This is a genomic window from Actinomadura citrea, assembly GCF_013409045.1.
Taxonomy (GTDB): Bacteria; Actinomycetota; Actinomycetes; order Streptosporangiales; family Streptosporangiaceae; genus Spirillospora; species Spirillospora citrea.
In genome coordinates, this window is the sequence record NZ_JACCBT010000001.1 from 390,904 (window position 1) to 417,508 (window position 26,605).

The 26,605-nt window shown below is 66.7% G+C and carries 20 protein-coding genes and 2 tRNA genes; 12 read left to right on the forward strand and 10 right to left on the reverse strand.

From position 1 onward, the window contains the following. Nucleotides 1-5: 5 nt before the first annotated feature. The 5 genes from BJ999_RS01980 to BJ999_RS02000 all read right to left on the reverse strand — a co-directional run bounded on the left by BJ999_RS01980 (nucleotide 6) and on the right by BJ999_RS02000 (nucleotide 9,867). A complete protein-coding gene (locus BJ999_RS01980; RefSeq protein ID WP_179831658.1) occupies nucleotides 6-3,194 on the reverse strand; it encodes a type I restriction endonuclease subunit R in 3,189 nt (1,062 codons plus the stop codon). Then, nucleotides 3,191-3,982: a restriction endonuclease subunit S gene (locus BJ999_RS01985; protein ID WP_179831659.1), complete on the reverse strand. Its 792-nt coding sequence runs from the start codon at nucleotides 3,980-3,982 to the stop codon at nucleotides 3,191-3,193. Before BJ999_RS01985 ends, BJ999_RS01980 begins: the two co-directional genes overlap by 4 nt. Nucleotides 3,983-4,398: 416 nt before the next feature. After that, on the reverse strand, nucleotides 4,399-6,006 hold the full coding sequence (locus BJ999_RS01990; RefSeq protein ID WP_179831660.1) for a type I restriction-modification system subunit M: 1,608 nt from the start codon (nucleotides 6,004-6,006) through the stop codon (nucleotides 4,399-4,401). 28 nt (nucleotides 6,007-6,034) lie between these two features. Next, complete coding sequence (locus BJ999_RS01995; protein WP_179831661.1) at nucleotides 6,035-8,122, reverse strand: TRM11 family methyltransferase; 2,088 nt, start codon at nucleotides 8,120-8,122, stop codon at nucleotides 6,035-6,037. Nucleotides 8,123-8,196: 74 nt separating this feature from the next. Then, nucleotides 8,197-9,867, reverse strand: coding sequence for a DNA recombination protein RmuC (locus tag BJ999_RS02000; protein ID WP_179831662.1), 1,671 nt, complete (start codon nucleotides 9,865-9,867; stop codon nucleotides 8,197-8,199). Nucleotides 9,868-10,151: 284 nt separating this feature from the next. On the opposite strand from BJ999_RS02000, the gene BJ999_RS02005 reads away from it, so the two are divergent. Both BJ999_RS02005 and BJ999_RS02010 read left to right on the forward strand, forming a co-directional pair. Beyond that, nucleotides 10,152-10,709 (forward strand): DUF4352 domain-containing protein, encoded by a 558-nt coding sequence (locus tag BJ999_RS02005; protein WP_179831663.1) that lies wholly within the window; start codon nucleotides 10,152-10,154, stop codon nucleotides 10,707-10,709. A 213-nt stretch (nucleotides 10,710-10,922) separates the two neighbouring features. Next, nucleotides 10,923-12,161, forward strand: a complete 1,239-nt coding sequence (locus BJ999_RS02010) for a hypothetical protein (RefSeq protein WP_179831664.1) — start codon at nucleotides 10,923-10,925, stop codon at nucleotides 12,159-12,161. A gap of 176 nt (nucleotides 12,162-12,337) precedes the next feature. Here the strand turns inward: BJ999_RS02010 and BJ999_RS02015 are convergent, their stop codons facing one another. After that, nucleotides 12,338-12,997, reverse strand: a complete 660-nt coding sequence (locus BJ999_RS02015; protein ID WP_179831665.1) for a hypothetical protein — start codon at nucleotides 12,995-12,997, stop codon at nucleotides 12,338-12,340. 410 nt (nucleotides 12,998-13,407) lie between these two features. Between BJ999_RS02015 and BJ999_RS02020 the strand changes: the two genes are divergently transcribed. The 4 genes from BJ999_RS02020 (at nucleotide 13,408) to BJ999_RS02035 (ending at nucleotide 17,881) form a co-directional block, all read left to right on the forward strand. Beyond that, complete coding sequence (locus BJ999_RS02020; RefSeq protein ID WP_179831666.1) at nucleotides 13,408-13,743, forward strand: hypothetical protein; 336 nt, start codon at nucleotides 13,408-13,410, stop codon at nucleotides 13,741-13,743. Nucleotides 13,744-13,774: 31 nt separating this feature from the next. Further along, nucleotides 13,775-15,592 carry a relaxase/mobilization nuclease domain-containing protein gene (locus BJ999_RS02025; protein ID WP_179831667.1) on the forward strand — a complete coding sequence of 606 codons (1,818 nt, stop codon included), beginning with the start codon at nucleotides 13,775-13,777 and terminating at the stop codon, nucleotides 15,590-15,592. A 69-nt stretch (nucleotides 15,593-15,661) separates the two neighbouring features. Further along, a complete protein-coding gene (locus BJ999_RS02030) occupies nucleotides 15,662-15,853 on the forward strand; it encodes a helix-turn-helix domain-containing protein (RefSeq protein ID WP_067641242.1) in 192 nt (63 codons plus the stop codon). A gap of 456 nt (nucleotides 15,854-16,309) precedes the next feature. Then, nucleotides 16,310-17,881: a tyrosine-type recombinase/integrase gene (locus tag BJ999_RS02035; protein WP_179831668.1), complete on the forward strand. Its 1,572-nt coding sequence runs from the start codon at nucleotides 16,310-16,312 to the stop codon at nucleotides 17,879-17,881. A 163-nt stretch (nucleotides 17,882-18,044) separates the two neighbouring features. Here BJ999_RS02035 and BJ999_RS02040 read toward each other — a convergent pair. Next, nucleotides 18,045-18,133, reverse strand: a tRNA-Ser gene (locus BJ999_RS02040). 137 nt (nucleotides 18,134-18,270) lie between these two features. Next, nucleotides 18,271-18,702, reverse strand: coding sequence for a hypothetical protein (locus BJ999_RS02045; protein WP_179831669.1), 432 nt, complete (start codon nucleotides 18,700-18,702; stop codon nucleotides 18,271-18,273). Between the two features lie 188 nt (nucleotides 18,703-18,890). On the opposite strand from BJ999_RS02045, the gene BJ999_RS02050 reads away from it, so the two are divergent. Continuing rightward, nucleotides 18,891-18,963: transfer RNA gene (locus BJ999_RS02050), tRNA-Arg, on the forward strand. Between the two features lie 82 nt (nucleotides 18,964-19,045). On the opposite strand, the gene BJ999_RS02055 is transcribed toward BJ999_RS02050, so the two are convergent. Then, nucleotides 19,046-19,345, reverse strand: coding sequence for a tyrosine-type recombinase/integrase (locus BJ999_RS02055; RefSeq protein WP_179831670.1), 300 nt, complete (start codon nucleotides 19,343-19,345; stop codon nucleotides 19,046-19,048). Nucleotides 19,346-20,348: 1,003 nt separating this feature from the next. On the opposite strand from BJ999_RS02055, the gene BJ999_RS02060 reads away from it, so the two are divergent. From BJ999_RS02060 to BJ999_RS02075, 4 genes are all read left to right on the forward strand, one after another. Beyond that, complete coding sequence (locus tag BJ999_RS02060; RefSeq protein WP_179831671.1) at nucleotides 20,349-21,596, forward strand: outer membrane protein assembly factor BamB family protein; 1,248 nt, start codon at nucleotides 20,349-20,351, stop codon at nucleotides 21,594-21,596. Between the two features lie 322 nt (nucleotides 21,597-21,918). After that, nucleotides 21,919-22,155 carry a hypothetical protein gene (locus BJ999_RS02065; protein WP_179831672.1) on the forward strand — a complete coding sequence of 79 codons (237 nt, stop codon included), beginning with the start codon at nucleotides 21,919-21,921 and terminating at the stop codon, nucleotides 22,153-22,155. Nucleotides 22,156-22,610: 455 nt separating this feature from the next. After that, the gene (locus BJ999_RS02070) at nucleotides 22,611-23,798 is read left to right on the forward strand and encodes a hypothetical protein (RefSeq protein WP_179831673.1); all 1,188 of its coding nucleotides are present in this window, start codon (nucleotides 22,611-22,613) and stop codon (nucleotides 23,796-23,798) included. A gap of 40 nt (nucleotides 23,799-23,838) precedes the next feature. Next, nucleotides 23,839-24,792 carry an alpha/beta hydrolase family protein gene (locus BJ999_RS02075; RefSeq protein ID WP_179831674.1) on the forward strand — a complete coding sequence of 318 codons (954 nt, stop codon included), beginning with the start codon at nucleotides 23,839-23,841 and terminating at the stop codon, nucleotides 24,790-24,792. An 8-nt stretch (nucleotides 24,793-24,800) separates the two neighbouring features. Here BJ999_RS02075 and BJ999_RS02080 read toward each other — a convergent pair whose 3' ends face one another. Beyond that, nucleotides 24,801-25,274: a winged helix-turn-helix transcriptional regulator gene (locus BJ999_RS02080; RefSeq protein ID WP_179831675.1), complete on the reverse strand. Its 474-nt coding sequence runs from the start codon at nucleotides 25,272-25,274 to the stop codon at nucleotides 24,801-24,803. A gap of 83 nt (nucleotides 25,275-25,357) precedes the next feature. On the opposite strand from BJ999_RS02080, the gene BJ999_RS02085 reads away from it, so the two are divergent. Next, a complete protein-coding gene (locus BJ999_RS02085) occupies nucleotides 25,358-26,551 on the forward strand; it encodes an MFS transporter (protein ID WP_179831676.1) in 1,194 nt (397 codons plus the stop codon). The last annotated feature ends 54 nt before the right edge of the window (nucleotides 26,552-26,605 follow it).

Below are 26,605 nucleotides of genomic sequence, written 5' to 3' on the forward strand. Positions count from 1 at the left end.
CTTGGTCAGCCGTCGGCGGCGGGGGACCACTCGTCGGCGAAGGTTTCGAGTTGTTCGATGACCTTCTGGATGGCGTCGGGCTGCTCCTCGGGCGGGTAGCCGTGCCGCGCCAGGAGGCGCTTGATGATGGAGCGGAGCTTGGCTTGGACGTCGTCGCGGGCGGTCCAGTCGGTGGACAGGTTGCGGCGGACGGCCTTGACGAGGTCACGCGCGATGGCGGCGAGCTGGTCGTCGCCCATCAGGGTGCGGACCGTGTCCTTCGCGGCGACCGCGTCGTAGAAGGCAAGCTCGTCGTTGCTGAGCGCCGGGTTGAACTGCTGGCCCCGGTTGGCGTCGGCGGCGACCTCCTTGGCCATCGCGACGAGTTCGGCGATGATTTCGGCGGCGGTGAGGTTCTGGTTGGTGTACTTGCGCATCAGGTCCAGCAGGCGGTCGGAGAAGCTCTGCCGGCGCACGATGTTGTGCTTGGTGACCTTGCGCATCTCCTGCTGGACGAGCCGGCGCAGTGCCTCGATCGCGATGGCGGGGTGCTTGGCGGCCTGCATCTTCTTGATGTAGTTCTCGTCCAGGTGGGACAGGTCCGGCCGGTCCAGGCCGGCTTCCTTGAACAGGTCGATGACGTCTCCGGCCTCGATCGCGCTCGCGGTGAGCTGCTTCAGGTACAGCTCGACCTCAGCGGGGACGGGACGGCCTTCGGCCTGGCGGCGGGCGGCGTCGAGCTTGACGACTACCACGCGCACGTCCCGGAAGAACGCGGTGTCGTCGCGGACGTCGTTCAGGTCGCCGCTGGTCGCGCACAGGGCGTAGAGGCGCGCGAGGCGCGCGGCGCAGCGCAGGAACTTCTCCTTGAGAGTCTCCTTGTCGGGATCGGACGCGTCGGGCTGGTTGAGCGGGTGCTGCGGGTTCCAGATGTGGTCGGCGGTTCCCGTGACGGCGTCGCGGTAGGCGGTGGGCGTCCCGGCTTGCAGGATCTGGCGCCAGGGATGGTCTCTGAGCAGTTCAGCGATGCCGTCGAGAAGGTCGCGGACCTTGGTGATCGCCTCGTCGAGATCGCGGCCCATCGGCTTGGTGTGCTGGTCGTCGGTGGTGTACTCGGCCAGCGCTGCGATCAGGTTCTCATGGAGCGGTGCGTAGCCGACCATGAGACCGTCCTGCTTGTTGCGGAACGTGCGGTTCACGCGCGCCAGGGTCTGCATGAGTTGCGCGCCGCGCATCGAGCGGTCCAGGTAGAGCGTGTGCAGCGGGGGCGCGTCGAAGCCAGTGATCAGCATGTCCATGACGATGATCAGCTCAATCTCGTCGCCGGCGTCCTTCATACGCCGTTGAACGGTCTTCTGCTCGCGGGGGCGCAGCCGGTGCCTGCGGAGCTTGTCGGGGTCGCTGGTGGACGAGCTGTAGACGACCTTGATCTTGCCGGTGTTGACGTCATTAGAGTGCCAGTCCGGCTTTATGGCGATAATTTGCTCGTACAGATCGGCGCAGATCTCCCGCGTGCTGCACACGATCATTGCCTTGCCCGGTGCATCGATGAACGGCCGCATCGCCTCCGATCGCGTCTCCCAGTGCTCGACGATGTTGGCGGCAAGCTTCTCCAGCCGGGCGGGCGCACCGTAGACGGCGTTTAGCGTGGCAGTGGCGTGCTCGACTCGTTTGCGTTCGGTATCGTCCAAGCCCTCGGTCGCCTTGTCGGCCTCTTCGTCCAGTTTCTCGGGGTCCATGCCCTCGGGCAGTTCGAGCTGGATCAGGCGGTTCTCGTAGTAGACGGGCACCGTCGCGCCGTCCTTGACGGCCCGGGTGAGGTCGTAGATGTCGATGTAGCCGCCGAACACGTCCTGGGTGTTGCGGTCGATCTCGGACACCGGCGTGCCGGTGAAGGCGATCATCGTCGCGTAGGGAAGCGCATCCCGCAGGTGCCGGGCGTAGCCGTCGAGGCTGTCGTAGTGGCTGCGGTGGGCCTCGTCGACAATTACGATGATGTTGCGACGGTCCGAGAGGAGCGGGTGCGCCCGCCCGGCGTTCTTCTCCTCGGTCGTCTTGCTGAACTTCTGCAGAGTCGTGAAGTAGATGCCGCCGGTACGCCGGTTGGACAATTCGGTGCGCAGAGCGTGACGGCTGTCGACACGGACGGGCTTCTCTGGCAGCAGTTCGCTGGCGTTGAAGCCTTCGAAGAGCTGGTCATCTAGGTCGTTGCGGTCGGTGATCACGACGATGGTGGGGTTGCCGAGCGCCGGATGCTTGAGCACCTGGTTGGAGTACAGCTCCATCTCGAACGACTTGCCGGACCCCTGGGTGTGCCAGACCACACCGGCCTTGCCGTTGCTGCGCACCGCCTCGATCGTCTTGTCGACCGCCTTGGACACCGCGAAGTACTGATGCGGCTTGGCGATCCGCTTCTGCACACCCTCGTCCGACTGGGCGAACGCGACGTAGCCGGTTAGAAGCGCCACGAACTGACGCTGGTTGAACAGCCCGTGCAGCGTGAGGTTCAGCTCGCTGTTCTCCCACGCGGCCGCGGGCTGCTCCTTCGGCTTGCCGTGCTCGTCAACGTTCCAAGGAGCGAAGTGGTTGTAGGGAGTGAACGCGGTGCCGTACTTGGTGGTCACGCCGTCCGAAACCAGGCACACCACGTTGCAGCGGAACGCGTCCCAGATATCCTTGACGTAGGCCATGAGCTGCGCGTGGGCAGCCTCGGGCGTGGCACGCTCGTCGCTCATCTTCTTCAGCTCGAAGACCGAGACCGGAAGCCCGTTCATGTAGAGGACGACGTCGAAACGGCGCCGCTCCTCGCCCTTGACGACCATCACCTGGTTGGCCGCCACGAAGTCGTTGCGGTACGGGTCGTTCCGATCGATCAGGTGGACGGTCGGATGTTGTTCCGCGCCGTACTCGTCGACGTAGCTGATGCCGCGGATGCCGTCGGTCAGGTACCCGTGAATCCGGTGGTTCTCCGCCTTCGCGTCCTGCGACTGCGGCGACAGCACCAGGGCGACGGTCTCGTCCACAGACGAGGCGGGCAGGCCCGGGTTGATCCGGACGATCGCGTCCCGCAGTCGGCTCGGAATGATCAGATCGTCCCAGGACTCCCGCTCACCCGAGCCCACGGCGATCTGCTTGCCGTCCTTGTACTCCCAGCCGAGCTCGCCGAGCGTGCCCAGCACGTCATGCTCGAAGTCGGCCTCGCTGTAGCCGCTCATACGGGATCCTCCACGACCTTCTCCGCGTCGCTGGTCCCGACCTGCCCTGACATGAGCTTCGGCAGCAGCGTGTCCCGCAAACGACCTAGCCTCATTGACTCTTGACGACGAATCTCGCCGAGGCGGGTCAACTGTGCCAGACGCTCCTCCAGCGGACCTATTCGTTCCTTGCTGGGGATAGCAAGCTGAATGGCCCCGAGTAGTTCGCTATCGAGCCGCCCAGTGCCATGCCCGGCTTCGTCTACGAGTTTTAGGACGTTGGTTTGATTGTTCCACAGGCTGTAAGCGAACACGTGTGGCGTGATGTGTCCACGCGGAATGAAGGCCTTGCAGTCCTGTCCAAAAGCGACTTCGCGCGTGGTTATTCCCATGCGGAATTCCGTTTTAAGACTCATGCCACGGACAATGCAGATCGTGGTTCCAGGTGGAACCACCTTCGTTCCAGAAGATGCACCGATTGCTGTCAGTCTGCGCTCGGAATCTCCAATGAGGAAGCTCTTGAGGCTGGACGCAGATATCCAGGGCAAATCCCCTGACCAGTATGAAGCTTCGCTCGTCTTAGGAGTCCCTCCAGACAGCCAGAAAGCGGCCTCTTTTAGGCTGATATTTGTCGTTTCATTCGTTCTGGTTTCGTGCTGGAGGAGGCTGCTCGCCAGTTCTATGCAAGTGAGGATCGTGCGGTCGTTGACGGCAATCTTGCTGTCGAGCGCCTCGAGTAGGCCTATGAGCGTGAGTCGATCAGTCGTAGGAGCTGGGATAGAAAAGGCGAGAAAGTCATCGCGCGCCAATGATAGATTAGTTGTTCCCATTGCATGGGAGCGGCAGTATTCTCTGTATTGGGGGGTACGTAGCAGCCAATAGATGTACTTCGCATCGAGATCGCTTTTAATGCTTAGCTTTACGGTGTCTTGTGTAAGGCGACCTCGTTTTATATAGGGCGGCACTTTTGCGATAGAGCCGAGCAGATCTCCAGACTGGGTTACATCCTTGAGGGAGACAAATAGATCACCCGGTTGGAGAGTAATCTTCGGGGGAGAATCTCCGCCGTATGTGCGTAGGGAGTCTGCTCGAAACCCACCGTCCTTGGAGATGGACGAAAGGCCTAGGAGAGTGGCGCCGGGCTCCCCCAGAAGAGAGCTCTTGTAAGTTATTCCTCGTTGAAGGGTTACATGTTCTCCCAATGGGGAGAAATTTGAAGAAGAATTCATTGGCTAATCACTTTCATGGCTTTCCGGATATCTTGTTCGAGGCGGGCGGACTCTTCGAAATGGGTGAAGAGTTCCTTGGTGAGGCGGTCGAGCTTGTCGGCGATGGGCTCGTCGTCCTCTTCGGCCTCGGGGGCGCCGACGTAGCGGCCCGGGGTGAGGATGTGGTCGGCCGTGCGGATTTCGTCGGTGGCGGCCGAGTAGCAGAAGCCGCGCTCGTCCTCGTACGTCAGGCCCGCCTCGCGGGCACTGGGGGTGCCGCGCCAGGCGTGGTAGGCGTTGGCGATTTTTGCGACGTCGTCGTCGGTGAGGACGCGTTCGGTACGGTCGAGCATCGTGCCCATGTTGCGGGCGTCGATGAACAGCGTCTGGCCTTGGCGGTCGATGTGGCCGGCGCGAGCGGACTTGTCCTTGGTGAAGAACCACAGGCAGGCCGGGATCTGCGTGGTGCGGAACAACTGCGGGGGCAGCGCGACCATGCAGGCGACGAGGTCGTTCTCCACGAGGGCGGTGCGGATGTCGCCTTCGCCGGACTGCTTGGAGGACATCGAGCCGTTGGCCATGACGACGCCAGCGCAGCCGCGCGTGCCGAGCTTGGAGATGATGTGCTGCATCCAGGCGAAGTTGGCGTTGCCCGCGGGCGGGGTGCCGAAGCGCCACCGGGGGTCATCGGTCCGGCGGTACCAGTCCGACATGTTGAACGGCGGGTTGGCCAGGATGTAGTCGGCCTTGAGGTCGGGGTGGCGGTCCTCGTAGAAGGTGTCGGCCCACTTGGTGGACAGGTCGCCGCCGATGCCGTGGATGGCCAGGTTCATCTTGGCCAGTCGCCAGGTGCGCTCGTTGGCCTCCTGGCCGTAGACGGCGATGTCGTCGCGGCGTCCCCGGTGGTTGAGAACGAACCTCTCGGCCTGGACGAACATGCCGCCCGAGCCACAACAGGGGTCGTACACCCGTCCCTTGTAGGGCTCAAGGATCTCCACCAGGACCCTGACGACGCTGGCGGGCGTGTAGAACTCGCCCCCACGCTTACCCTCGGCCCGGGCGAACCTCTCCAGGAAGTATTCGTAGACCTCGCCGAGCACGTCGCGGGCGGACTTGCCGTCGTGACCGGTGAATCGGGCGTCGCTGAGCAGGTCGACGAGTTCGCTGAGGCGGCGCTGGTCGACGTTGTTCTGGTTGTAGATCCGGGGCAGGACGCCGGCCAGGGACCGGTTGGTCTTCATGACCGCGTCCATCGCCCCGTCGATCAGCTCGCCGATCGCGCCGGACTTGGCCTGCGCCGCAAGGTCGGACCAGCGGGCTCCCTCGGGAACCCAGAACACGCCCTCGCCTTCGTACTCGTCCTTGTCGTCCAAGAACGACTCGTGACGCGACTCCGGCACGCCGTCGGCGACGAGCTCGTCACGAATCTGGTCGCGGCGTTCGGCGAAGGCGTCCGAGACGTACTTCAGGAAGACCAGCCCGAGGACGAAGTCCTTGTACTGGGCGGCGTCCATCGAGCCGCGGAGCTTGTCCGCGGACCTCCACAGGATCGCCTTCAGCTCCGCCATCGTGGACACGCCGGGCAGTTCGGCCTGTCCGGCATGGGCTTTCTTGCGGGGCGGCATCTATCTCCTCTATTCGGGTTGTCGCGCGTCAGACGATGGGGTCGGTGAGGGTCAGGGTTCCGTCGGCGAGGCCGGTGGCGGCGATGCGGCGCAACTCGTCCAAGGCGGCGATCTCGCGGCGGGCGCGGTCTCGCCGGTCGTCCAGGTCAGCCAGCAGGCGGTCCAACTGCGTTACCTCGGACGGGGGCAGTAGCGGCAAGGCCAGTTCCTGCAGGCGCTGCGCCGGCCGGATGGCTCCGTCGGCTCGTCCCGCGCGGTCCAGCAGGGCGGCCAGCACGCGCGGTGTGAAATGCTTCTTGCCATCCTCCTCGATGCGCAAGATGCGGGCGGGGAACTCCACCACCGAGTGACCGTCGTGGTCGACCGCGGCGGACGGTCGCGGCACGGTAGTGATGATGACGTCGCCGGGTTTGCTGTGCCGGGCACCAGGGCAGGTTCTCTCGAATTCGAAGCGGTCGACGCGGCGGCTGCCCGGTTCGCTCTCGCCGAGGACTTCCGGAGGGCCGAAGACGGGATGGGAATTCGTCGCGTTCACCGTGCTGGAGGCGGGGCGGATGAGCCCGGCCAGCAGGCGCGTGCCCTTTCGCAGCGACAGCGCCTTCGCTCGGCCTCTGCCGGAGAGTTCCGCGATGGTCGTGGTGCGCGGCGGACGCGGCCTGAGGACGGCAGACAGATCACTGTTCAGGCGGGGCGCGTCTGGCCGGGCCTCCCACACCACGCGTTCCAGTTCAAGCGAGCGGGCAACGCGTTCGGGCACGTCCCAGCGCAGATCGTCCTGGGACGGCAGGTAGCGGGGGAGCATCGGACGTGGCGAGGCGATCAACGCGCTGACCGGGGTCGCGACGGTGTGGATACGGCGATGGGCTTCGGGATCGAACTGCTCGTCACGCCAGACCAGCACGTCGGTGACGAGGGCATCGACCAGACCGGGAGTGAGGGCGCGGTCGGACACGTCCGCCAGAAGCACCTTGCCGCGCTCCCCCACTGCGTAGTCGGCGGTGAGCACCCACAACGCGAGCTCGTATCCGGGGCGGTAGGGGACGAGTCCGCCGGGCAGCCGGATGACAGCCTTGATCGAACCGGAGGCCAGCAGCTGTCCGCGCAGGACCCCGGCCTCACTGGTCGGGTCGAGCGCGGTGGTTGTGTCCGCTGGCGCCACGACGACTGCGGTCGCGCCCGGGGGCAGCGGCAGCAACAGGTCGTTTAGTGCGATCAGTGAGAGTGCGGCGGAGCGTTCTTCGGCTGGACTGTAAGGCAGCTGGGTGACGACGATCGTGGCCTCGTCCAGGCAGCCTTCCGGCTCGGTGCGCACCTCGTACTCAACCTCGGGGACGTCGCGAACGGCCAGGCGCCGCCGCGTCAACCGGGCCGACACCGGGTCGGCGCAGCAGGCGGTGACGCGCAGGACCTGGTCGTCGCGGAGCGTGCTGGCGACTGCGATCAGCAGGTCGCCGATGCCAGCGGACGGGTCAACGAGCCGCACCTCGCCGTCACGGTCGGCGAGGGCGCGGGCGTCGGCCAACCCCGCGACCAGGGACTCCAGCACCGGGTCCAGCCGGCCGGACGACAGGCCGGCTGCGCCGAGGCGATCGCGGACCTGCATGATCCGTTCGAATGCCCCCTGGGTGCTCCAGGCGGCCTCCACCAGTTCGTCCACTGCGGCCGGCAGCCAGGGCGCGCGCAGCCCGCGGATCTCCGAGGCCAGCAGTTCGTCGTCCGGGTCGGTCTCGTCCGCCTGCTCCCGCAGGCGCGCCATCAGGCCCGACGTCTCGTCGTCGAGCGGCTCGTCGCCGGACAGGTGCCGCAGGCAGATCAGCGCGGTCAGCGCTGGGATCAGCGTGCGAGGCGGCAACTGGGCGCCGAGCCGGGCGAGCGTGTGGACCCGCAGGTCCCCTTCGATCTCGCCCCGCTCGGCCCGTCCGGTCTCGACCAGCCAGTCGACGATGCGCGTGGCCTCGAAGAGCTGCTGCCCCCGCTCTTCGGTCACCGGCTGCGGGAAGTCGGGATAGCGGCGGCGCCAGGTGCTGACGACTGGCCTCCGGACGTCCGCCAGTTCGGCGATCTCGGTCATCGACATCAAGAGCATCTCGTCACGAGCAACAGCCATCGTCAGCACCTCCTCTCACCGCGCGACCGACACTAGAGCAATCAGCAGAGCTGGACTTTCGCGATGGCCGATAACGGCCCTTATCAAGCGCTTTCCGGGGTTTCCTCGGAGCTCTCTTCCGTGGACTCCACGACCCGGACGGCAGGCTCAGCCGACGCCGCCTCCAGCAGTTCCGGACGCTTCAGCGGATGAGCGGCAACCTCGACCGGGGCAAGCGAGGCGGGATGGGCCTCGACGACCTTCAACTCCTTGAACTTTCGCGCCGTGACCATGACCCGTAGCTCCAGCGAGCCGATCGCCTCGTTGTAGGCCTTGACCGATCCGTCCAGGGCGCTGCCGAGGCGCCTGAAGTGACCCGCCATGGTCGTGAGCCGCTTGTGCAGTTCGCGGCCCAGGTCGTGGACCTGGCGAAGGTTTTCCTGGAGCGCCGCCTGCGTCCAGGCGATCGCGACCGTGCGGAGCATCGCGATCAGGACCGTGGGCGTGGCGATGACGATCCGCTTCTCCGCGGCGTACTCCATCAGGCGGGGCTCCTTGTCGAGCGCGGCCTGCAGCAGTGCCTCGCTCGGCAGGTACATCACCACGAACTCCGGGCTGCCAGCGACGTTCCGGTAGTACTCCTTGCCCGCCAGCGCGTCGATGTGCTTGCGCACATGCCGGGCGTGGTCGGCCATGTGGCGGTCCCGCTCGGCGTCGTCAGTGGCTTCCAGGGCGTCCAGGAACGCGGCCAACGACACCTTCGCATCCACAACCACCCGCTTACCACCGGCCAGATGCACCACCATGTCGGGACGCAGCGCCCCCTCGTCGCCTTCGATGTGCTTCTGCAGTTCGAAGTCGCAGTGCTCCTCCATGTTCGCCAACTCGACGGCGCGCTTGAGGTGCAGTTCGCCCCAGTCGCCCCGAACCTGCGGCTTGCGCAGCGCGTCGGCCAGCGCCCGGGCCTGCCTGCTGCTCTCGACGTTCGCGTCGGCCAGCATCTTGAGCTGTTCGTCGAGCCGGCTCTCGTTGTCGCTCCGCTTGGAGTCGAAGGTGCTCAGCCGCTGGGCCATGTCCGCCAGCCGTTCGTTGATCGCACGGCTGGCCGACCCCAGCCGGTCGTCCGCCGTGGCGATCAGCCGGTCCTGCGAGGACTCCAGCATCTTCGTCACGAACGCCTCGAACTGCTCGGTCTGCTGCCGGGTGGTTTCGTCGCGCAGCTTGTCCAGCTCCTTGCGCGCCGCCTCGACCTGCTCCTGCTGCCGGCGCAGTCCGTCGCACTCCTCACGGGCGACAGCCAGGTCCTGCTTGATCCCGGCCAGGGTCTGCTCCTGCAGATCGATGGCTCCTTGGAGCTTCGCCTCAGCCTGCTGACTCTGTTGCAGGCGGCTGTCGAGGGAGCGAGCCTGCTGCACGCTTTCCTGCACCGATTCCCTCAGCAGCGCCTTCTCCTTCTCGACCTCCTGCAGCTTCTCCCGCGTCGACGCCAGCTCGTTGTCGAACCGGGCGATCTGCTCTCCCCGCTCGCCGTACTGGGCGGCCAGTACCGTCCGGGATGCCTCCGCCTTCTCGGCCCTGTTGCGGGCGTCGTCTCGCTCCGAGCGCAGCTCGGCGGCCTGTGTGCGCGCCTGGTCACGTTCGTTCTGGACGACCTTCTGATCGGCCAGCAACCGGCTTCGTTCGGTGCCGGACCGGGTGCGCGCGAGCACGTATCCGAGGACACCGAAAACGGCTGCCGACAGCAAGAAGAGGATGGTGAACACGAGAGCGTCCATGGCGATACCTCCGGGGAAGACGGCCGGGTCGAACAACTCGATGACCCGGCCGGTGAAGGAAGGGAACGTTGCGGCTCCGGAGGTTCGCGAGACCTGCGAATCGCAACGAGCCCAGAAGCTACGCCCAACTCTTCGTAGATGTCGTCTCGAATGGTCGATAACCCTCCTTATCGCAGATCTGAATAGGAGAGGGCCTGGTATCCGCCTAGCTTGTGCTGCGCCGCACCGAGCCGTCCGCTCAAGCGGGCGCCCCCGGCGCAGCCACTCACGCCAAAGGAGTCGAAATGAAGAAGTTCCTCCTCGTCATGCCGGCTGTCCTGTCCCTCGCCCTCACGGCGTGCACAGGGACCGAGGTGACCAGCAGCCCCGACAAGAAGCCCGCAGGCTCCGGGTCGCACAGCACCTCGGCAAAGTCGCACGCCGCCCCGGCTGGGATCGGCGACACCATCACGCTGAAGAGCAACGAGGACGACCTCAAGCTTGAAGTGACCGTGGTGAAGGCCATCTCATCGGCCAAGCCGAAGGACGAGTTCAACGTCCCCGAGCAGGGACAGCGGTTCGCCGCCGTCCAGATCCGCCTGAAGAACGTCGGCTCGACCACCTACGACGACTCTCCCGGGAACGGCGCGAAGCTCATCGACGGCCAGGACCAGCAGTACGACGAGGCCATGAGCGACATTGCCCAGGGCCCGTCCATCGGCAGCTCCGTCAAGTTGGCGCCCGGCGGCAGCCGCAAGGGATACCTGGTCTTCGCCGTCCCCAAGAAGGCCAAGATCGCCAAATTCCAGTTCGCTCTCGACAGCGGCTTCGGCCCTCAGGCCGGCGAGTGGCTCCTGAAGTAGCCGCCGAGGGGCCCGCTTTGCTCGGCCAGCCGAGAAAAGGCGGTCGGCCCCCAGCCAAGTGCCACAACAGGCCAGCAGCCCACCATCCGCCGCCACGCTCAGTACAGTCCCTTGCGGGGCTGGTCGCCGGTACGGCATGAGTTCGGTTGTGCGTGTGGCGACGCAGTCGCGGCGCCTGAAGAATTCACTCTCCCCGCACGTCAGGAGCCGACGATGGATGAAGAGATTCAGCTGATCAGTGACGGTGACGGGTTGGCGGTCATCGGGGATCCGACGACTGTCGAGCACTTCCTTGCCTCTGAGGGACTCCCGTCGAAGGACCTCGGACTGCAGCGGCTCGGGTCTGCCCTCAACACCGGTGCTGCAGTGGCCCAATCAGGGTCCGAGATCGCCGCCAACTCAGGTCGCTGGGTGAAGCTGACCAAGGAGTCCGCACAAGCGATCAATAAGTATGGACTGAGGGAAAGTAAGAAGTCGGGTCTTAGTACAGGCGTACTGAAGGGCAACAAGGGCCAGATCAAGGGATTCGTCGAGTTCGTGAAAGGGCCCGGATCGCTTCTGAGTAACCCGGCGATTCTGGCCGGTGCTGCGGGGATCATGGCGCAGGTTGCGATGCAGCAGACCATGGATGAGATCACCGACTACCTCGCCACGATCGACGAGAAGGTCGACGATGTGCTCCGTGCCCAGAAGGACGCTGTGCTGGCCCGGATGATCGGAGTGGGCCTCGTCATCGAGGAGTCCATGACCATCCGAGAGAAGCGGGGCCGCGTCGACGAAGTCACGTGGTCGAAGGTGCAGACCGCGCCGACGACGATCGCAGAGACCCAGGCGTATGCGCTGCGCCAACTCGATGCGGTCACGGAGAAGCTGGAACGCAACACCAAGGTCGGCGATCTCGCCAAGGCGGCCAAGGAGGCAGAGACCAGGGGACGGGAGTGGCTGGCCGTTCTGGCTCGCAGCTTCCAACTGCAGGATGCGATCGCCGTGCTCGAACTCGACCGGGTGCTGGACGTGTCCCCGGAGGAGCTGGACGGGCATCGCCTCGGGCTGAGGGCAGCCCGGCAGACCAGGCTGGAACTCATCGCACGGAGCACCGAGCATCTGATGGCCCGGATGGGGACGGCCGTCGGCACGGCCAACACCAAGGTCCTGCTGCATCCCTCGAAGGCCCCGGCCGTTGTGCAGTCCAGCAACCGTGTCTCGATGGCCATCGTCGAATTCCACGAGCGGCTCGGGATCGAGGGCGCTCGGCAGTCGTCGGAGGCGAGACGCTGGGCGGACGCGGCCAAGGAGGTTAGAGACAAGGCGCTGGAGACAGGAGTGGACCGCGTCGATACCGCCAAGCGCCTTGGAAACGAGACCTTCGACCGGGCCAGGTCAGCGACGGGCAAGCTCTCCAACCGGATCGCGGACAAAGCACTCCGTCGGCACGGGGACGAGGAAGCCTGAGCAGGCACCGACCGCCGTGCCACCAGGCCATCGCCGACCAGGGCCGCGACAGTACCGTTGCCTGCCCTTGTCGCGTACGACGGTGCCGATCTGTGCCAGATCGCGGGCCACGGCTCGCCCACTCGTCGGCAGATCTGCGGCGGCGCGGGCGCCTGCGGGTTCTGATATTCGTCGGCCTATTGATGTCGCCAAGCCGCAGCGCATACCTCTATCCAGGTCGCAAGGTCGGGCACATTATTGATCGTGAGCAGCGAGTATGGAGGGGAACCGTCAAGGGGTGTGACATCTTCGAACGCGTGGTCTGGTGCGAAGAGAAGGAGCCGACCGTCGTCCCGATGCGCCAGTGTGAGGTTCCCGTTGGCCTCTACGGCGACGACGTAGTACTCAACTGGGTTGATGGAGACCTTCAGGCCGTCTCCTTCCCAGAGCCACGCGTAGTCGGCCAGGACGTCTGAGACTCGTACACGTGTCGCCTGGGCCGTGAGCACTTGGTTCTGGTTGCACCACCAGGTGCCGGGTTCACCGAATCTCTCGACGATTCCGCCGCAGAGCTTCCAGAAGCTCATGTGCGCCTTCGGAAGAAACTCGCCGTCCCCATCCTCGGGCGGGTGGCAGAGCCATCCCCGTCGAGCGTCCGGTGACCCCCATGCCAGCAACTCGTACGCGGTGTCTCCGACGGAGATCGGGGTGAGAGTCGTCGAGTCGAGCAGTGCGGACAGTTCGGGCAGGTCTTCGGCTGATCCGCGGGTCCACGGCTGTGCCTCGCCCACTACGACGTTCTCGCCGGGTTGGAGGAACCATGAAACCTCCTGGAGGAACAGCTCCCAGTCGCTCATGCTCCGATGATGGCAGCCCCGCTCTTGCCCACACCGGCCGGGAAGCTCGCGAGGTCGCTCATCGGCTCCTTGGGACGCCGGACGGGTCTCAGGTGAGCGACTTCAGTCTGCTGTCCTGTTGATTTTAAACTACAGTACGACACGCCGATGCTTGAAGTAGTCGACTCGCGTGCGATGAGAGAAGCTGGGCGCCAACGCTGTCCCTGCGCCCCGCTGGCGCAGGGCGCAGGGCAAGAAATGGAAAACGCAAGCGTTATTGGCTGCGGACCGGGCGCGGTCCGCAGTGGGAGCGGGATCGAGCGCGATCCCAGGTCAGGAGGCTGATGGTCGAAGAGGGGTGCGGCGAGTCCTCGGCGGGCATGGCGAGGCGACGCAACCGCCGAGCTCATGGCGAGTCGAGGCGGAGGCGGGTGTTGTACGTCCTGTTGTCGGAGGATGAGCACGCGGCGGTGTCGAGGGCGGCAGAGCGTGAGCGGCTGGCGACCGCGGCCTGGGCGGCGCTGACGTTGTTGGCTGCGGCGAGCGGGACGCCGCGAGCAGAGCACAACGAGATGCGCGAGGTACTGCAGGCCGTCATGCAGGCGCGTGGTCAAGCGCAGCGGATCGGCGTCAACCTCAACCAGGCGGTCGCCGCGCTGAATTCGGGGGAGGTGTCGTCGACGATCCAGTGGTACGCCCGTGCCGCCGCGCAGACGGTCCGCAAGCTGGACGACCTGGCCGAGGAGTTGAGAAGGCGGCTGCCGTGATCGCGAAGGCATTGGCCCTGAGCGTTGCGTCGTGATCGGGAAGGTCTTGCGGGGCGTCCGGGTCCAGGGGCTGCTGCGGTACCTCTACGGCCCGGGCACCAACGGCGAGCATCACAACCCGCACATTGTGGCGGGCTTTGAGGAAGCGGCCGATCTGGAGCCGGGGGTAGGGCCGGATGGTCGCCGCGACTTTCGTCATTTGGAGGGTCTGCTGACACAGCCGCTGGCCTTGCTCGGTGAACGGAACCACCGCAAGCCCGTCTGGCACTGCGCTGTGCGGGCCGCGCCTGAGGGCCCGGTTCTTACCGATGGGCAGTGGGCGCAGATCGCGGCCAAGATCATGAGCCGGACCGGCTTGGCATCGACGGGGGACGTGGACTCCGTTCGCTGGATCGCCGTCCGCCACGCCGACGACCACGTCCACATCGTGGCCACACTGGCGCGACCGGACGGCGGCCGCCCGGAGGTATGGAACGACGGCTACCGAGTCCGCGACGCCTGCCGGGCGGTGGAGGAGCGGTTCGGTCTGCGTTCCACGGCGCCGGCGGACCGGACAGCCGCCCGCCGCCCCAAACGCGCCGAGATCGAGAAGGCCGTCCGCCGTGGCCAGCCGGTGCCATCCCGAACCCTCCTGCGCCGCAAAGTCCAGGTGGCAGCCGGTGGCGCGTGCAGCGAAAGCGAGTTCTTCGAACGCCTCCAGGCCGATGGTGTCCTGGTGAAGGGGCGGTTCAGCCAGCGGACGGCCGGCGAACTGACTGGATATGCGGTGGCTGCGCCCGGTGATGTGAACGCGGACGGGCAGCCGGTCTGGTACGGGGGAGGCAAGCTTGCCTCGGACCTCACGCTGCCCAAACTTCGCCACCGCTGGGCAGGTGCGGACGGCTCGGTCCGCGGCTCGTCCGCCGTCCGTCCGCTGGACGGACGGCACCTGTCCGGCCGGACGAAGCGGGCCGTGCTGCGGACGACCGTCCGCCGCGCTGCGGACGAAGCCCGGACGACCGCCGAGTTCCTTGACCGACTTCAGAATTCCGGCCTCCTGGTCAAGGCGCGCTACAGCCAGTACTTGCCTGCTCAGATCACCGGCTACGCCGTCGCGTTCCCCACCGACCACGGTGACGAAGAACCGACCTGGCACGCGGGAAGCCGCCTTGCAGATGACCTCTCACTGACGCGCCTCCAGCAACGCTGGACCTCGCCCGCCACCGGCCCCGCGCCAACGATCGACAACGACCTCACTGTTGAGGAACGGCAGGCCTTCTATGACGACGCCGCCCGTGCCGCTGCCCACGCCACCGCTCATCTCCGGCGCGACCTGGCGACCAATCCACATGCAGGCCAGGACGCCTGCTGGGCTGCGTCCGATGCCCTTCACGCGGCTGCCGAAGCAACCGACAACCACCACCTCCGCCGCGCAGCCGACACCTACGACCGCGCCGCTCGCGCACCCTACGGGCGTCTTCCCCGTCCCACTCCTGCCGGCGACGCCTTGCGGACCACAGCCCGGCTCCTCGCGCTAATCGGGGCCATGGACCGGACGGCCGAGTCGGCGATGCTGCTGATTTCCAACCTCATCAACCTGCTCGACACCATCGCTGAGCTCCGTCGACTCCAGCACCGCCAAGCCCAAGCCGACGCCGCCCGAAAAGCCACCGCCCAGGTCCCCGCAGCAAAACCCGCCGACCCCGACAACGCGCCACGTCAATCCGCACAGGCAGCCATGCCCTCACAAGCGCGTCTCGCCATGGCCGCGTTTCCCAACCCGTGGGCTCCGCTGCCACCCACGGCCTCCAGTCGCCCCGCACCGACCGGCCCCACGGCACCAACTCACCCAAGCCGCCAGCGCCGCTAACAAGTTCGCCATGGCGAAGCATCACCCCACCTCCACACACCAAGACACGGAGGCATCCGAATGCAGACCATGCACCACAAAGACCTCGACACTCTCCCCACGGTCGTCAGCATCATGACCGCCGCTCGCGCACTTGGACTCTCCCGTACGTACGCCTACGAACTGGCGAAGCGTGGCGACTTCCCCTGCCGCATCATCCGAGTCGGCACCACCTACCGCGTGCCGACCGCGGAACTCCGCAAGCTGCTCGGCGTCACGTAGTCCCTCAGGAGCCGGCTTGCTCGCCGATTCCGGATGAACCACGGGCGGCTGGCATGTCGGTGAGAGACGCCCGGCACCGGGATGGCGACGAAGCTCGGCATGCCGGTGCAGGGCGTCTGACCTCGGTGTTCAACCTTCAAGGCTCTACTTGAAAAGATCTACCCGGTTGTAGTTGACTCACCGTGAGCGAGCGGCAGCAGAACGTCACTACCTCGATTCCGTGCCCTGGGACCTCCCGCCACCCTCTGCCCGTGAGGCGATCGAGGGCCTCGCTGTCCGGCACGAAGCGTTCTGTGAAGCCCCTGACGTCGGCCTGACGCTCACCGAGATCGACGAGGAGCTCGACGCAATTCGAGTGGTGTCCGACTGGGAAACGGCCTCACAAGTAGAGCAACCCCGCAGAGCCGTCTCGCAACCCCCGACACCACGAAAGGAATCGTTCCCGGAGGAGGAAACATGCGAGGCACGACCTACAAGCGCTGCGGTTGCCGCAATCCCGAGACCGGCGAGAAGTACCCCGCGGGCAAGTGCCCGAAGCTGGTCATCCGCGACCACGGAGCATGGTGGGCGCGCTACGACGCACCCGCAGGAAGCAGCGGACGACGAAGACAGCCGACCGTCGGCCCGTTCAAGACCAAGAAGGCCGCGCAGCAAGCACTCACAGAAGAACTGGCCAAGTTCGAGATCCATGGACGAGAGCTCGATCGGAGCCTGAAGACGGGCGCGTACCTGGAGACGATCTGGCTTCCGGCCAAGAAGGAGAGCCTGTCCAGCTCGACGTTCGCGGACTATACGGAGATCGTCCAGCTCTACCTGGTGCCCGGGCTGGGACACCTCAAGCTGGTCGACCTCAGGGACAAGCACGTGATCGCCCTGTACGAGGCGATCCTGCAAATCAACCGTCCCCTCCCCGAGGGGGCGAAGCCGAGCGAGATGCTCCGGCGCCTGCTTGAAGTCCGCGCGTACTCAACGCGACACCTCAAGGTCGGAGAGGCTCCCCGCCGCAAGCAGACCAAGCCCATCTCCCCGACGCGGGTGAGGAAGATCTATGCGGTTCTGCTCTCGGCTCTCAACTGGGCGGTGAAGTCCAAGCGCCTGAGGGAGAACCCGATCGCGCACGTAGAAACACCTCGCATCAGAGGGAGGCGGGCGAAGCCGCTCGTCTGGACGACCGAACGCGTCCAGCGGTGGCAGGAGACCGGAAAGATGCCCGGCCCGGTGATGGTCTGGACGCCCGCCCAGACGGGCGCCTTCCTCGACTTCATCGCGGACGAGCGGTTGTACGCCCTCTTCCACCTGGTCGCATTTCGCGGGCTGCGTCGTGCCGAGGTCGCGGGACTGGCCTGGGCGGATACTGACCTCCAGGGCGCAGGCACGCTGACCGTCCGCGAGACGCGTCCTGGTTCCGAGAGCCAGGCCGACGAGTACGACGACACCAAGTCCGAGGCCGGCGAGCGCACCGTGGCGCTGGACGAGGCGACCATCTCCGTACTGCTGGACTGGCGGGCCGTTCAGGAACGTGAAAGGTCCGCCGCCGGCCCCGAGGTGTGGGTGGACTCCGGACGGGTCTTCACCCGGGAGGACGGGGCACGCCTGCGTCCCCAGTGGATCTCCACGCGGTTCGAGGAACTGATCAAGAAGTACGGACTCGTCCAGGACAAGCACTCCATCGAGGGCTGGCCCATCGACAGGATCGCCCGTCACCACCGGATCTCCGTTCGCACCGTCCAGGCGGCGACCGGAGGTGAGCCTCTGCCGCCGATCCGCTTCCACGATCTACGGCACGGAGCCGCGACGCTCGCCCTGCTCGGCAACGTCGACATGAAAGTGATCAGCGAGACGCTCGGTCATGCCCGCCACTCGTTCACCGCCGACACCTACACCTCGGTGCTCCCAGAGGTGTCCCGGGCAGCGGCCGAGGCGGTGGCCGCGGTCGTCCCTCGCCGGTCGCAGCCGAGACCCTCCAACGCCCCCAACGTGATCTCATTCGCGGACCGACGCAACCGGCGCGGTCAACACGCAGGGTAATCAAAGCCGAGACAGCCAGCCGCCACATCGTCCGAGACGAAAGCACTCCGCCGACCTCCCGTGCACACCATGTGCACACCAGGCCAGGAAGAACGGACATCTGGAATGCGACAGGGACTTCGCTCAAGATCGCAATCTTGGACGAAGTCCCTGGTCAGAGAAGCGGAGGATCGGGGATTTGAACCCCGGATGGGCTTGCACCCAAACCGCATTAGCAGTGCGGCGCCATAGACCGGACTAGGCGAATCCTCCAGGAGCCATCAGGCCCAGGACAGGTTACCGGGTTGGCGAGCCAACCGGCAAAGTCTGAACCTTGGCCCCGACAGCATAGTCGGAAACACGTCCGGGCGCCGCGCTCCCGGGGCCGCGGGAGCGGATCGCGCCGGGCGTCAGCCGCCGAGCCGGAACCCGGTGAATCCGCAGGCCTCAGCGAGGTCGTTGCCGTGCTGCCGCATACCCGCGAGGTCGGGCTGGCGCGGCGTCGTGCTGCCGGACTGCACCTGCCGCAGCATCGACGCGGTCTCGTCGAGGTCGCCCGCGAACGCGGTCGCGGCGGTCTCGACGTCCCCGCCGGCGCTCTGGCCCTCGGAACGCACCTTGGAGGCCGTGTCCGAGAACTTCTGCGCGGTGGCAGAGGCGCCGCTGGGGGACGACATCGACATTCCGCCGGTGGAGAAGCTCCGCAGCTCCGTCTCGATGTTCTTGCAGGCGGTCTTCTTCTTCCCGCCGGCGATGGCGTCGACCGCGCCACAGCCCGTGGAACCGAGCATCAGTCCACCGACGGCGAGGACGCCGACCAGCTTGGTGGCGGACATGCGCATGGGGATTCTCCTTCAGGGGGTTGGGCTTTCGGACGGGCTACACCCTCGCAGGTCACACCCGGCCTAATCACCCCTTTGGCGTACCTACCCCACCAAGGGTTCCGTGACTCAAGTCACACTGCAGGCCGCTCGCGTCCGTCAATCGATTCGCAGTCGAGTCCCCGGAGCCGGTACAGTAACTCCGGCAGGCACCCGTAGCTCAACGGATAGAGCATCTGACTACGGATCAGAAGGTTAGGGGTTCGAATCCCTTCGGGTGCGCACAGCTCAGAGGCCCCTTCCGATCTCGGGAGGGGCCTCTTGCGTGCGCCATGGGAGCCACGTTGGGAGCCGCAGGATCCGATCAGGCCCCGAAGAGGGCACCGCTCATGGCCTCAGCCGCCGCCCGCTTGTCATCGACGAGCAGATGCCCATAGACGTCCTTGGTGATCGCGATCGACGTGTGCCCGAGGATCTCGGAGACCACGTGCAACGGCGTCCCTTGAGCCAGCCTCAGCGAGGCCCCCGAGTGCAGCAGCTCATGCGGATGCCAGTGGCCGAGCTCCGCGCGCTTGGCCAGCTTGGAGAAGGTGCGCGAGAAGTTGTCGCGGGATCCATCGGTGTTCCGACCTCGCTCGCGAAGATCAGCCCGTGATCGTTCCACAGCCCACCGGCCGCGATCTTGGCCTCAGCCTGCTGAGTATGGCGCCGCCGAAGCTTGGCCACGAGCTGTGGCGTGAGGACCAGAGTCCGGCGTGACTTGGGCGTCTTCAGTTCGCTGAGCACCAGGCACGTCTTACGCTTGCTCGCCTTGTCTCGGTTCTTGAGTCGCTTCACGGCGTGTGTGAGCCGCACCGTGCCTGCATCCCAGTCCAGCGACGAGTCCGAGAACCTCACCGCGGCGCAGCCCGTAGGCCAAGGCGATCATGACTGTTACCTCGAAGCGGTGGCCAGTCACCGTGTCGAGCAGCGATTTCGCCTGATCGATCGTGAGTGTCCACCCTTAGGTCATAGACCTTGGTGCGTCCGATGCCGAGCTTCACGGCCGCCGGTTCCGGCTTCCAAAGGAGCGGTTCATCCGCCCCAGTCGCCGCAGTCGTCACGCTGCCTCCGCAGTTGCCGAAAGTTCAGAGGTGTCGTTCTGTGCCGCGGCGTCGAGCTGGCGGCGCCGTTGGATGCGTTCGTTGATCAGGTGCAGGAGCCGCGCTTCGGTCGGCTTGACGTCGGGATCGGCCGGGCCCGGCGCGTTCCCAGACGTGGACGGCGTTCGGGTCAGCCGGGTTGGATACCGGGACGCCAGCCTCAGCGAGCCGCGCCAGGACCCGGGCCTTCCGGTCGGCTCTGTGGTCGGCGAGGGTCTTGCCGGACCCTACGGGGTGGCCTTCGGCCATATCCGCCGGCCCCGCCCCTCACGTGACAGCGAAAGGCGAGCCGCGGCACTTATTTCATGTGACAGAATCTAGCAGCCGACAAGGGGGGTCTTAGGGTCCCCTTCTGTGTGGCAGATCCGAAATTCTGGTTGCCAGGAAACTGGACTTGGGCGTGCTCTCGTCGCCCATCACTCCAGTCAAGCCGTCGGACTCTTACGACCCTTAGTCATGGCGCCTTCGGAGCTGTTGCGGTGATCGGTCTTCTCAGCCGTGTCAATCGATCGTACGATCGGCATTGTGGACAAAAGAATATGGATCTGCACAGCAGTGGCCATGGCCGTGGTCCTCACCGGGTGCGGGGGCGGTCACCCGAAGGCCGGAGCCACCGCGGGCAAGTCCGCGACCGGACGGTCGAGTGCCGCGACGGCCCCGGCCGTCCCCGTCGCCGACCCTCCCGTCCGGTTCGACACCCGGCGCGCGGTCGAACTGCCGGCCGAGGCCAGGCAGTCCGGTTACACGACCAGCTACGGCGCGCTTCCCGTGCTGCTCGACGATCGCACTGCGGTGTCGGTCGCCGATGGCGTGATGTACGGAGTGGACATCCTCACGGGTCGGCAGGTGTGGAAAACAGGACCGCGCAAGAAACTGTTCAGCCGGTCGAGTGACACGCGCGCCACGGTGGTCATGCTGCAGGGCCGCCGGACGGCGCTCGCGGCGTTCATGACGGAGGTCCCCGGGCAGGGCACCACGCCCTCGGGCGCGGCGATCGAACTCATCGGAGTAGACCTGGCGAGCGGTAAGAACGTCCTCAACGATGACCTGCCTCTGCCCCAAGACAGCGCCCCCTGGGGTAATCCGGTCAGCGTGGTCGGGGTCGACGCGACGACCGCGGTGCTGAACTGGAGCGGCGGCGGGACCGTGGTGGCCGATCTCGCGGCCCACAAGGTGCGCTGGATCCGGCGCGGCTTCGACGCGATCGGGCTGGACGGCGGTGTGATCGCGGGACAGACCGGAGACCTGCTCCACTACCGGCTTCTCGGGCTGCGCGCCACCGACCAGCGGCAGGAGTGGGCGTCCAAGGAGTACGAGGTGCCGACCTTCGAGGCCGAACCGGCCGGACCCGGCCTGTATTCACTGCACCATTCGACGGGTTCCGTCAGGGACAGGAGCTCCACGGTCCTGCACGACATCAAGACTGGAAAACCCCGCGAACACCTCGGCCTCGAATACAGGTGGCACTGCGTCTCCGACGGCGCCGAGACCCTGTTGTGCAACGGGGCGGACGGCGGGATCGTCGGGCTGGACGCCGGCACGCTGGACACCCTGTGGCGCCTGCCGTCCGACGGGCGGCTCGCCCCGAAGGTCACCGCGTTCTGGCACGGCGCGGTCTACGGGACGACGCCCAACGGCCCGGTCGTCCTGGACGCCCGTTCAGGCAAGGACCGGGAGGTCAGGCCTGGTGCCGCTCCGCGCGTGGTGAGCCGGTACGGCGGGCTGGTAGTGGGCCCCGAAGGCGCCTGGATGGTGTATCCGACGGCTCCCTAAGAGGTCATAACAAATTGTGCATGTGATGCGACATGGCGTGATGTCCGGGTGTGGTGTGGGCGGGTGCGTAAGGGTGAGCAGCCTCCATGGATCGTGGCCGACAGCCTGTGGGAGCGGGTTGAGCCACTGCTGCCGACCAGGGCGTGACTGTGGTTGAGCACCGCTGGAGTCGTCAGGGGGAGATTGCCGGAAGATCGGTTGAGCGTGCGCGACTGGGGAACCCCGTGGTTCCCCAGACCCCTCCTGGACCCGCAGGGCACTCCCGCGCGGATCGGTCTGTCACGGGTTGCGCGCCGTCCGCGCGGGTGCACCCTCCGGATCGGTGCCGACCGCCGCCCGCGTGACAGACTCGCGGCATGCCGATCGATGGCCCGAGATCGACGATCACATCGTGAGCCACCGCATCCTTCCGGCCATGATGATCTTGCGGCAGGTGTTCGGCTACAGCATTCCCGAGGCCATCGATGCCTTCGACGCCCGGTACAAGCTTCTTCGGGAGACCCGGCCAGAGGACTTCACGGTAAGCCGCGAAGAGTACGGCAGGCACTTCTACAGCTGACGAACAAGTTCCGGAACATGCGCGGAACGGGCGCGCGGAGGAAGAGCCATGCAGTGCAGCCGTGCGCTGCTCAGCGGCCCTTAGTTGGTGATCTGGGCAGCGCCCTCCGGAGCCGTGGCCCTGTGGCTCCCTGGAAGCCATGTTGGGAGCCACACGGACGGATGATCTCGAATTGGCGCGAACATATTCGGACGGGGCCGGTGATCGTTTGGGAATCTCGGATCCCTTCGGGTGCGCACAGCTCAGAGGCCCCTTCCGATCTCGGGAGGGGCCTCTTGCGTGCGCCATGGGGGCCTCGGCCGCTGGTTGCACTTGTGCGCCCGAGATCCCGCAAGCATCCGGGCGGGACGGAGAACCCAGTCGCGGATAGCTTCGTATGGGATGTCGGTGGCAAGGGCACCGGGCCGTGATCGCCTGCGCCCGAGCCGGGCGTGACGCTGCGCTGGGAGCGATTCGTGAAGCTGCGAGACGAGATCGAGACGACCCTGCGAGGGTGGCACGCCTACGAGGCGGAGCGCGGGTCGGCGGCCGTCATCGACTTCGATTGCGCACCCACCACCGCACCCACCGAGCCGGCGACCAGCCGTCTTGCGGTTTACCGGCGCCTGGCCGATCTGCGCGCCCGCACCGTCGAGGCCGGCGCCGACCGTCTCACCACCCGTCTGACCGCCGATCTCGCCTATCTCGGCGCGCTCATGGGTGAACACCCGCCGCTGGGCGACTACGTCCGGGCCACTCAAGGGTGCGCCGCGGTCGGTTGGCGGGACGACTACGTCGCCTACCGCGGTGACCAGGCCCGCCAGGCACTCGGCGCGCTGGGGGTCGGGTGGGGTTCCGAGACCGTCCGGGAGTTGAGGGCGGTCGAGGGGCCGATCGAGGCCGAGGAGGCGCCCGACGCGATCAGGCAGGCCGCCGGAGACTACGAGACGGTCGTCCGCCAGGCCACCGGCAGCCAGGCCCCGTTCAACCTCACCATCGAGACCGCCGAGGTGGACGCCTACTGGGCGTACTGGCTGGACGGTTCCGGCGACAATGTCCGGCTGCGCCTCAACCTTCGCCGCGCCGGTTTCACCAAGGTCGCCGCCCGCCAGTTCGCTCTTCACGAGGTACTCGGCCACGGTCTCCAAAGCGCGAGTTGGACGGCCCGGGCCGCTGCGCAGGAGGTCCCCTGGGTGCGTCTGATGTCGGTGCACGCGCCGCAACAGGTCCTGCTCGAAGGGCTCGCGCAAGCGCTCCCCCTGTTCGTCGCTCCCGATGACGAACAACTGGTCGCTCGCACCAAGTTCGACCACTACAACCAACTTGTGCGCGCCGAGTTGCACATCGCCCTCAATCAGGGGGCAGGTATCGCGGAGTTGGCCGAGCGCGCCCGTTTCCGGATGCCCTGGACGACCGAGGCCGCGGTTGCCGACGTCCTCGCGGACAGGGGAGCCGACCCGCAACTTCGCTCATACCTTTGGGCCTACCCTGCCGGAATCGACTGGTTCGCCAACCTCGCCGCCGCAGACCAGGCCACCAGGACAGCCGCCCTCCAGGCCGCCTACCGAGACCCGTTGACGCCCACGGATCTGGCAACGCTCTGGCCGGCAGGCCCCGCCATCGGCGGCCAAGACGCCTCCGGGGGCTTCAAGGCTTCCTCGTGATTCTCGAGTGGGTCGTGAAGTGTGGCTCGTAGCCTGAGGCATGCCGAGTGGGTGGGATGTGCGGGAAGTCTGGTTCGGTGCAGAGGACGTCTCGTTGGCCGGCTCGCTCGGGGTTCCTGGTGAAGGGGCAGCGGCAGGCGTGGTTCTGATCGGGGGCTCGGGACCGTCGGATCGGGACAACGACGGCTACTTCCGCCCGATCCGTCGATATCTGCTGGAGGCAGGGATCGCGGTCCTCAGCTACGACAAGCGCGGTGTGGGGCGGTCGTCGGGCCGGTGGCGTGCGGCGACGATGGACGACCTGGCCTCCGACGCGCTGGCGGCGCTGGACTTCCTGCGCGCGCAGCCGGAGGTGCCGGACGAGGCGGTCGGGTTGTTCGGTCACAGTGAGGGCGGCTGGGTAGCCCTGCGCGCGGCCGCCCGCGATGCACCGTCCTGGGTCATCACCAACAGTTGCCCTGGAGTGACCCCGGCAGAACAGGAACGCTACGCGGTGGCCAACGCTGTCAAAGCGTCCGGCACCCAATCTCAGCAGGACAATGCCGACGTCTTGGCGCTCTACGACCGGCTGGTGGAGGCGGGTCGACGTGGTGCCGACTTCGCTGAGGCGACCCGGCTCGTTGCCCGGGCCGGGCATCCGCCAGGTCTGGCCGCCTACTGGGGTGATGTCGACGCCGATGGTTGGGAGTTCCTCAAGCGCAAGCAGGATCATGACCCCCTGCCCGATGCGCGCCGATCGCGATGTCCCCACTTGGCGATCTTCGGTGGTTCTGACGAGCTCGTTCCCGTCGCCGACAGCATCCGGCTGTTCAGTGCCGTCGCCTGTGACGGCGACCGTGACCAGCGGGCGACGTTGACCGTGGAGGTGTTCCCCGGAGCCGACCATCGAGTGCAACGGGGTGGTGTGCTTGCCCCGGGTTACCTTCGAACCCTCGCGCAGTGGATTCACGCGGCCGCCCCGGATCGGGGTTCGAGGTCGAACGCGTCCAGATGAGGGTCCGCTCAGGACGGTTCGCGCTCTGTGGGACGCCGTACTGAGGTCGTTTCGCTCGTCAGGGGCGCGCCGTTCGCTGCGATGGGCAGGAGGTCGGGTACGCGGGCACCGTCGTCGTCGACCAGGACGGAGTGCGTCTCGCCCGCTGTGAAGGCGTGGCGTTCGCCCCACTGCCGCAGCGTGACGATCACGGGGAAGAGGTCCTTGCCCGCCTCGGTGAGCGCGTACAGCCGGCGCCTGCCCGAAGGGGCGTCGACCTGGGTGAGCAGGCCGTGGGCGGTCAGCTTGCGGAGCCGGTCGCTGAGGATGTTGCGGGCGATTCCGGTGCGCTGCTGGAAGTCGGTGAACGAGCGGGCGCCGTCCATCGCGTCGCGGACGATGAGCAGGCTCCACCGGTCGCCGACCAGGTCGGCGGTGCGGGCGACCGGGCAGACCGGGTCCGTCCACGCGGGGTTCTGCCCGTCGGTCTCGTCGCGTGCCATCAGCCCTCCAACGAGTTGCGTAATGAAACCATTCTGACCTACCCTCCGTTCAGTTTCAAAATGAAACCAAACGGAGGTGGGCTGTGCACGGGAGGACGAGGCTGCTGCTGGCGGCGGTGTGCGGGGTCGCGGTCGCGAGCGTCTACGCCGGGCAGCCGGTACTGGGCGTGATGGGACGCGATCTGGGCGTTCCGGTCGACTCGCTCGGCTGGTTCGTGGCCGCCGGCCAGCTCGGCTATCTGGCAGGACTGGTGCTGCTGGTGCCGTTGGGCGACATGCTCGACCGCCGGCGCCTGATCGCCGCGCACCTCGGCCTCGTGGCCGCGGGTGCGGTGACCACCGCGGCCGCCCCGGTCGCCTGGGCGGCCTTCTCCGGACTGGCCGCGGCGGGCGTGTTCGCGGTGGTGGTGCAGACCGCGGTCGCGTACACGGCGTCGATCTCCCCGTCGGCCGAGCGCGGGCGCAACCTCGGCATCGTGACCTCGGGCGTGGTGATCGGCATCCTCGGCGCGCGGGTCGTGGCGGGAGTCCTCGCGGACCTGTGGGGATGGCGGAGCGTCTACCTGGCCCTGGCCGCCCTCGCCGGCGTGCTCGCCCTGCTCACCCTCACCGTGCTGCCCGCGGATGTCCGCTCTGACGGGGCACGGTACGGACAGGTGCTCCGGTCCCTCGGTGGGTTGTTCGTGCGGCCGGTGTTCCTCAGCCGTGGGCTGATCGCGTTCTTCCTGTTCGCGTCGTTCGGCACCCTGTGGAGCGGCATGGCCCTGCCGCTGGCCGGTGCGCCGTGGCATCTCAGCGAAGCGCAGATCGGGCTTTTCGGTGTCGCGGGGCTGGCCGGGGCTCTGGGCGCCGCCCGGTCCGGACGGTGGGGCGACGCCGGGCACGCGCGCCGGGTCACCGGCCTCGCACTCGGGCTCCTGCTCGTCTCCTGGGCCGCGATCGGACAGCTCTCGTGGTCGCTGCCCCTGCTGGTCCTCGGCGTGATCGTGCTCGACTTCGCCGTCCAGGCCGTCCACGTGAGCAACCAGCACACCCTCACCGCCGCCTACCCCGACCGCACCAGCACCACCATCGGCGCCTACATGGTCTTCTACTCCCTCGGCTCGGCCCTGGGGGCGGCCGCGACGACGGCCCTGTTCGACGCCGCCGGCTGGATCGGCCCCACCGTCCTCGGCGCGACGCTTGCGCTCTGCGCCCTCGCCACCTGGGCTTTCACCCCCTACACGGCGGACCGCGTCGCCCACCGTCCACAACTCGAACAGGCGGAGAACGCTTGACCGGGTGGCGAACTCGTCACCGACGACGTCGAGTTGGCGCGGCGGTGGTCGGGT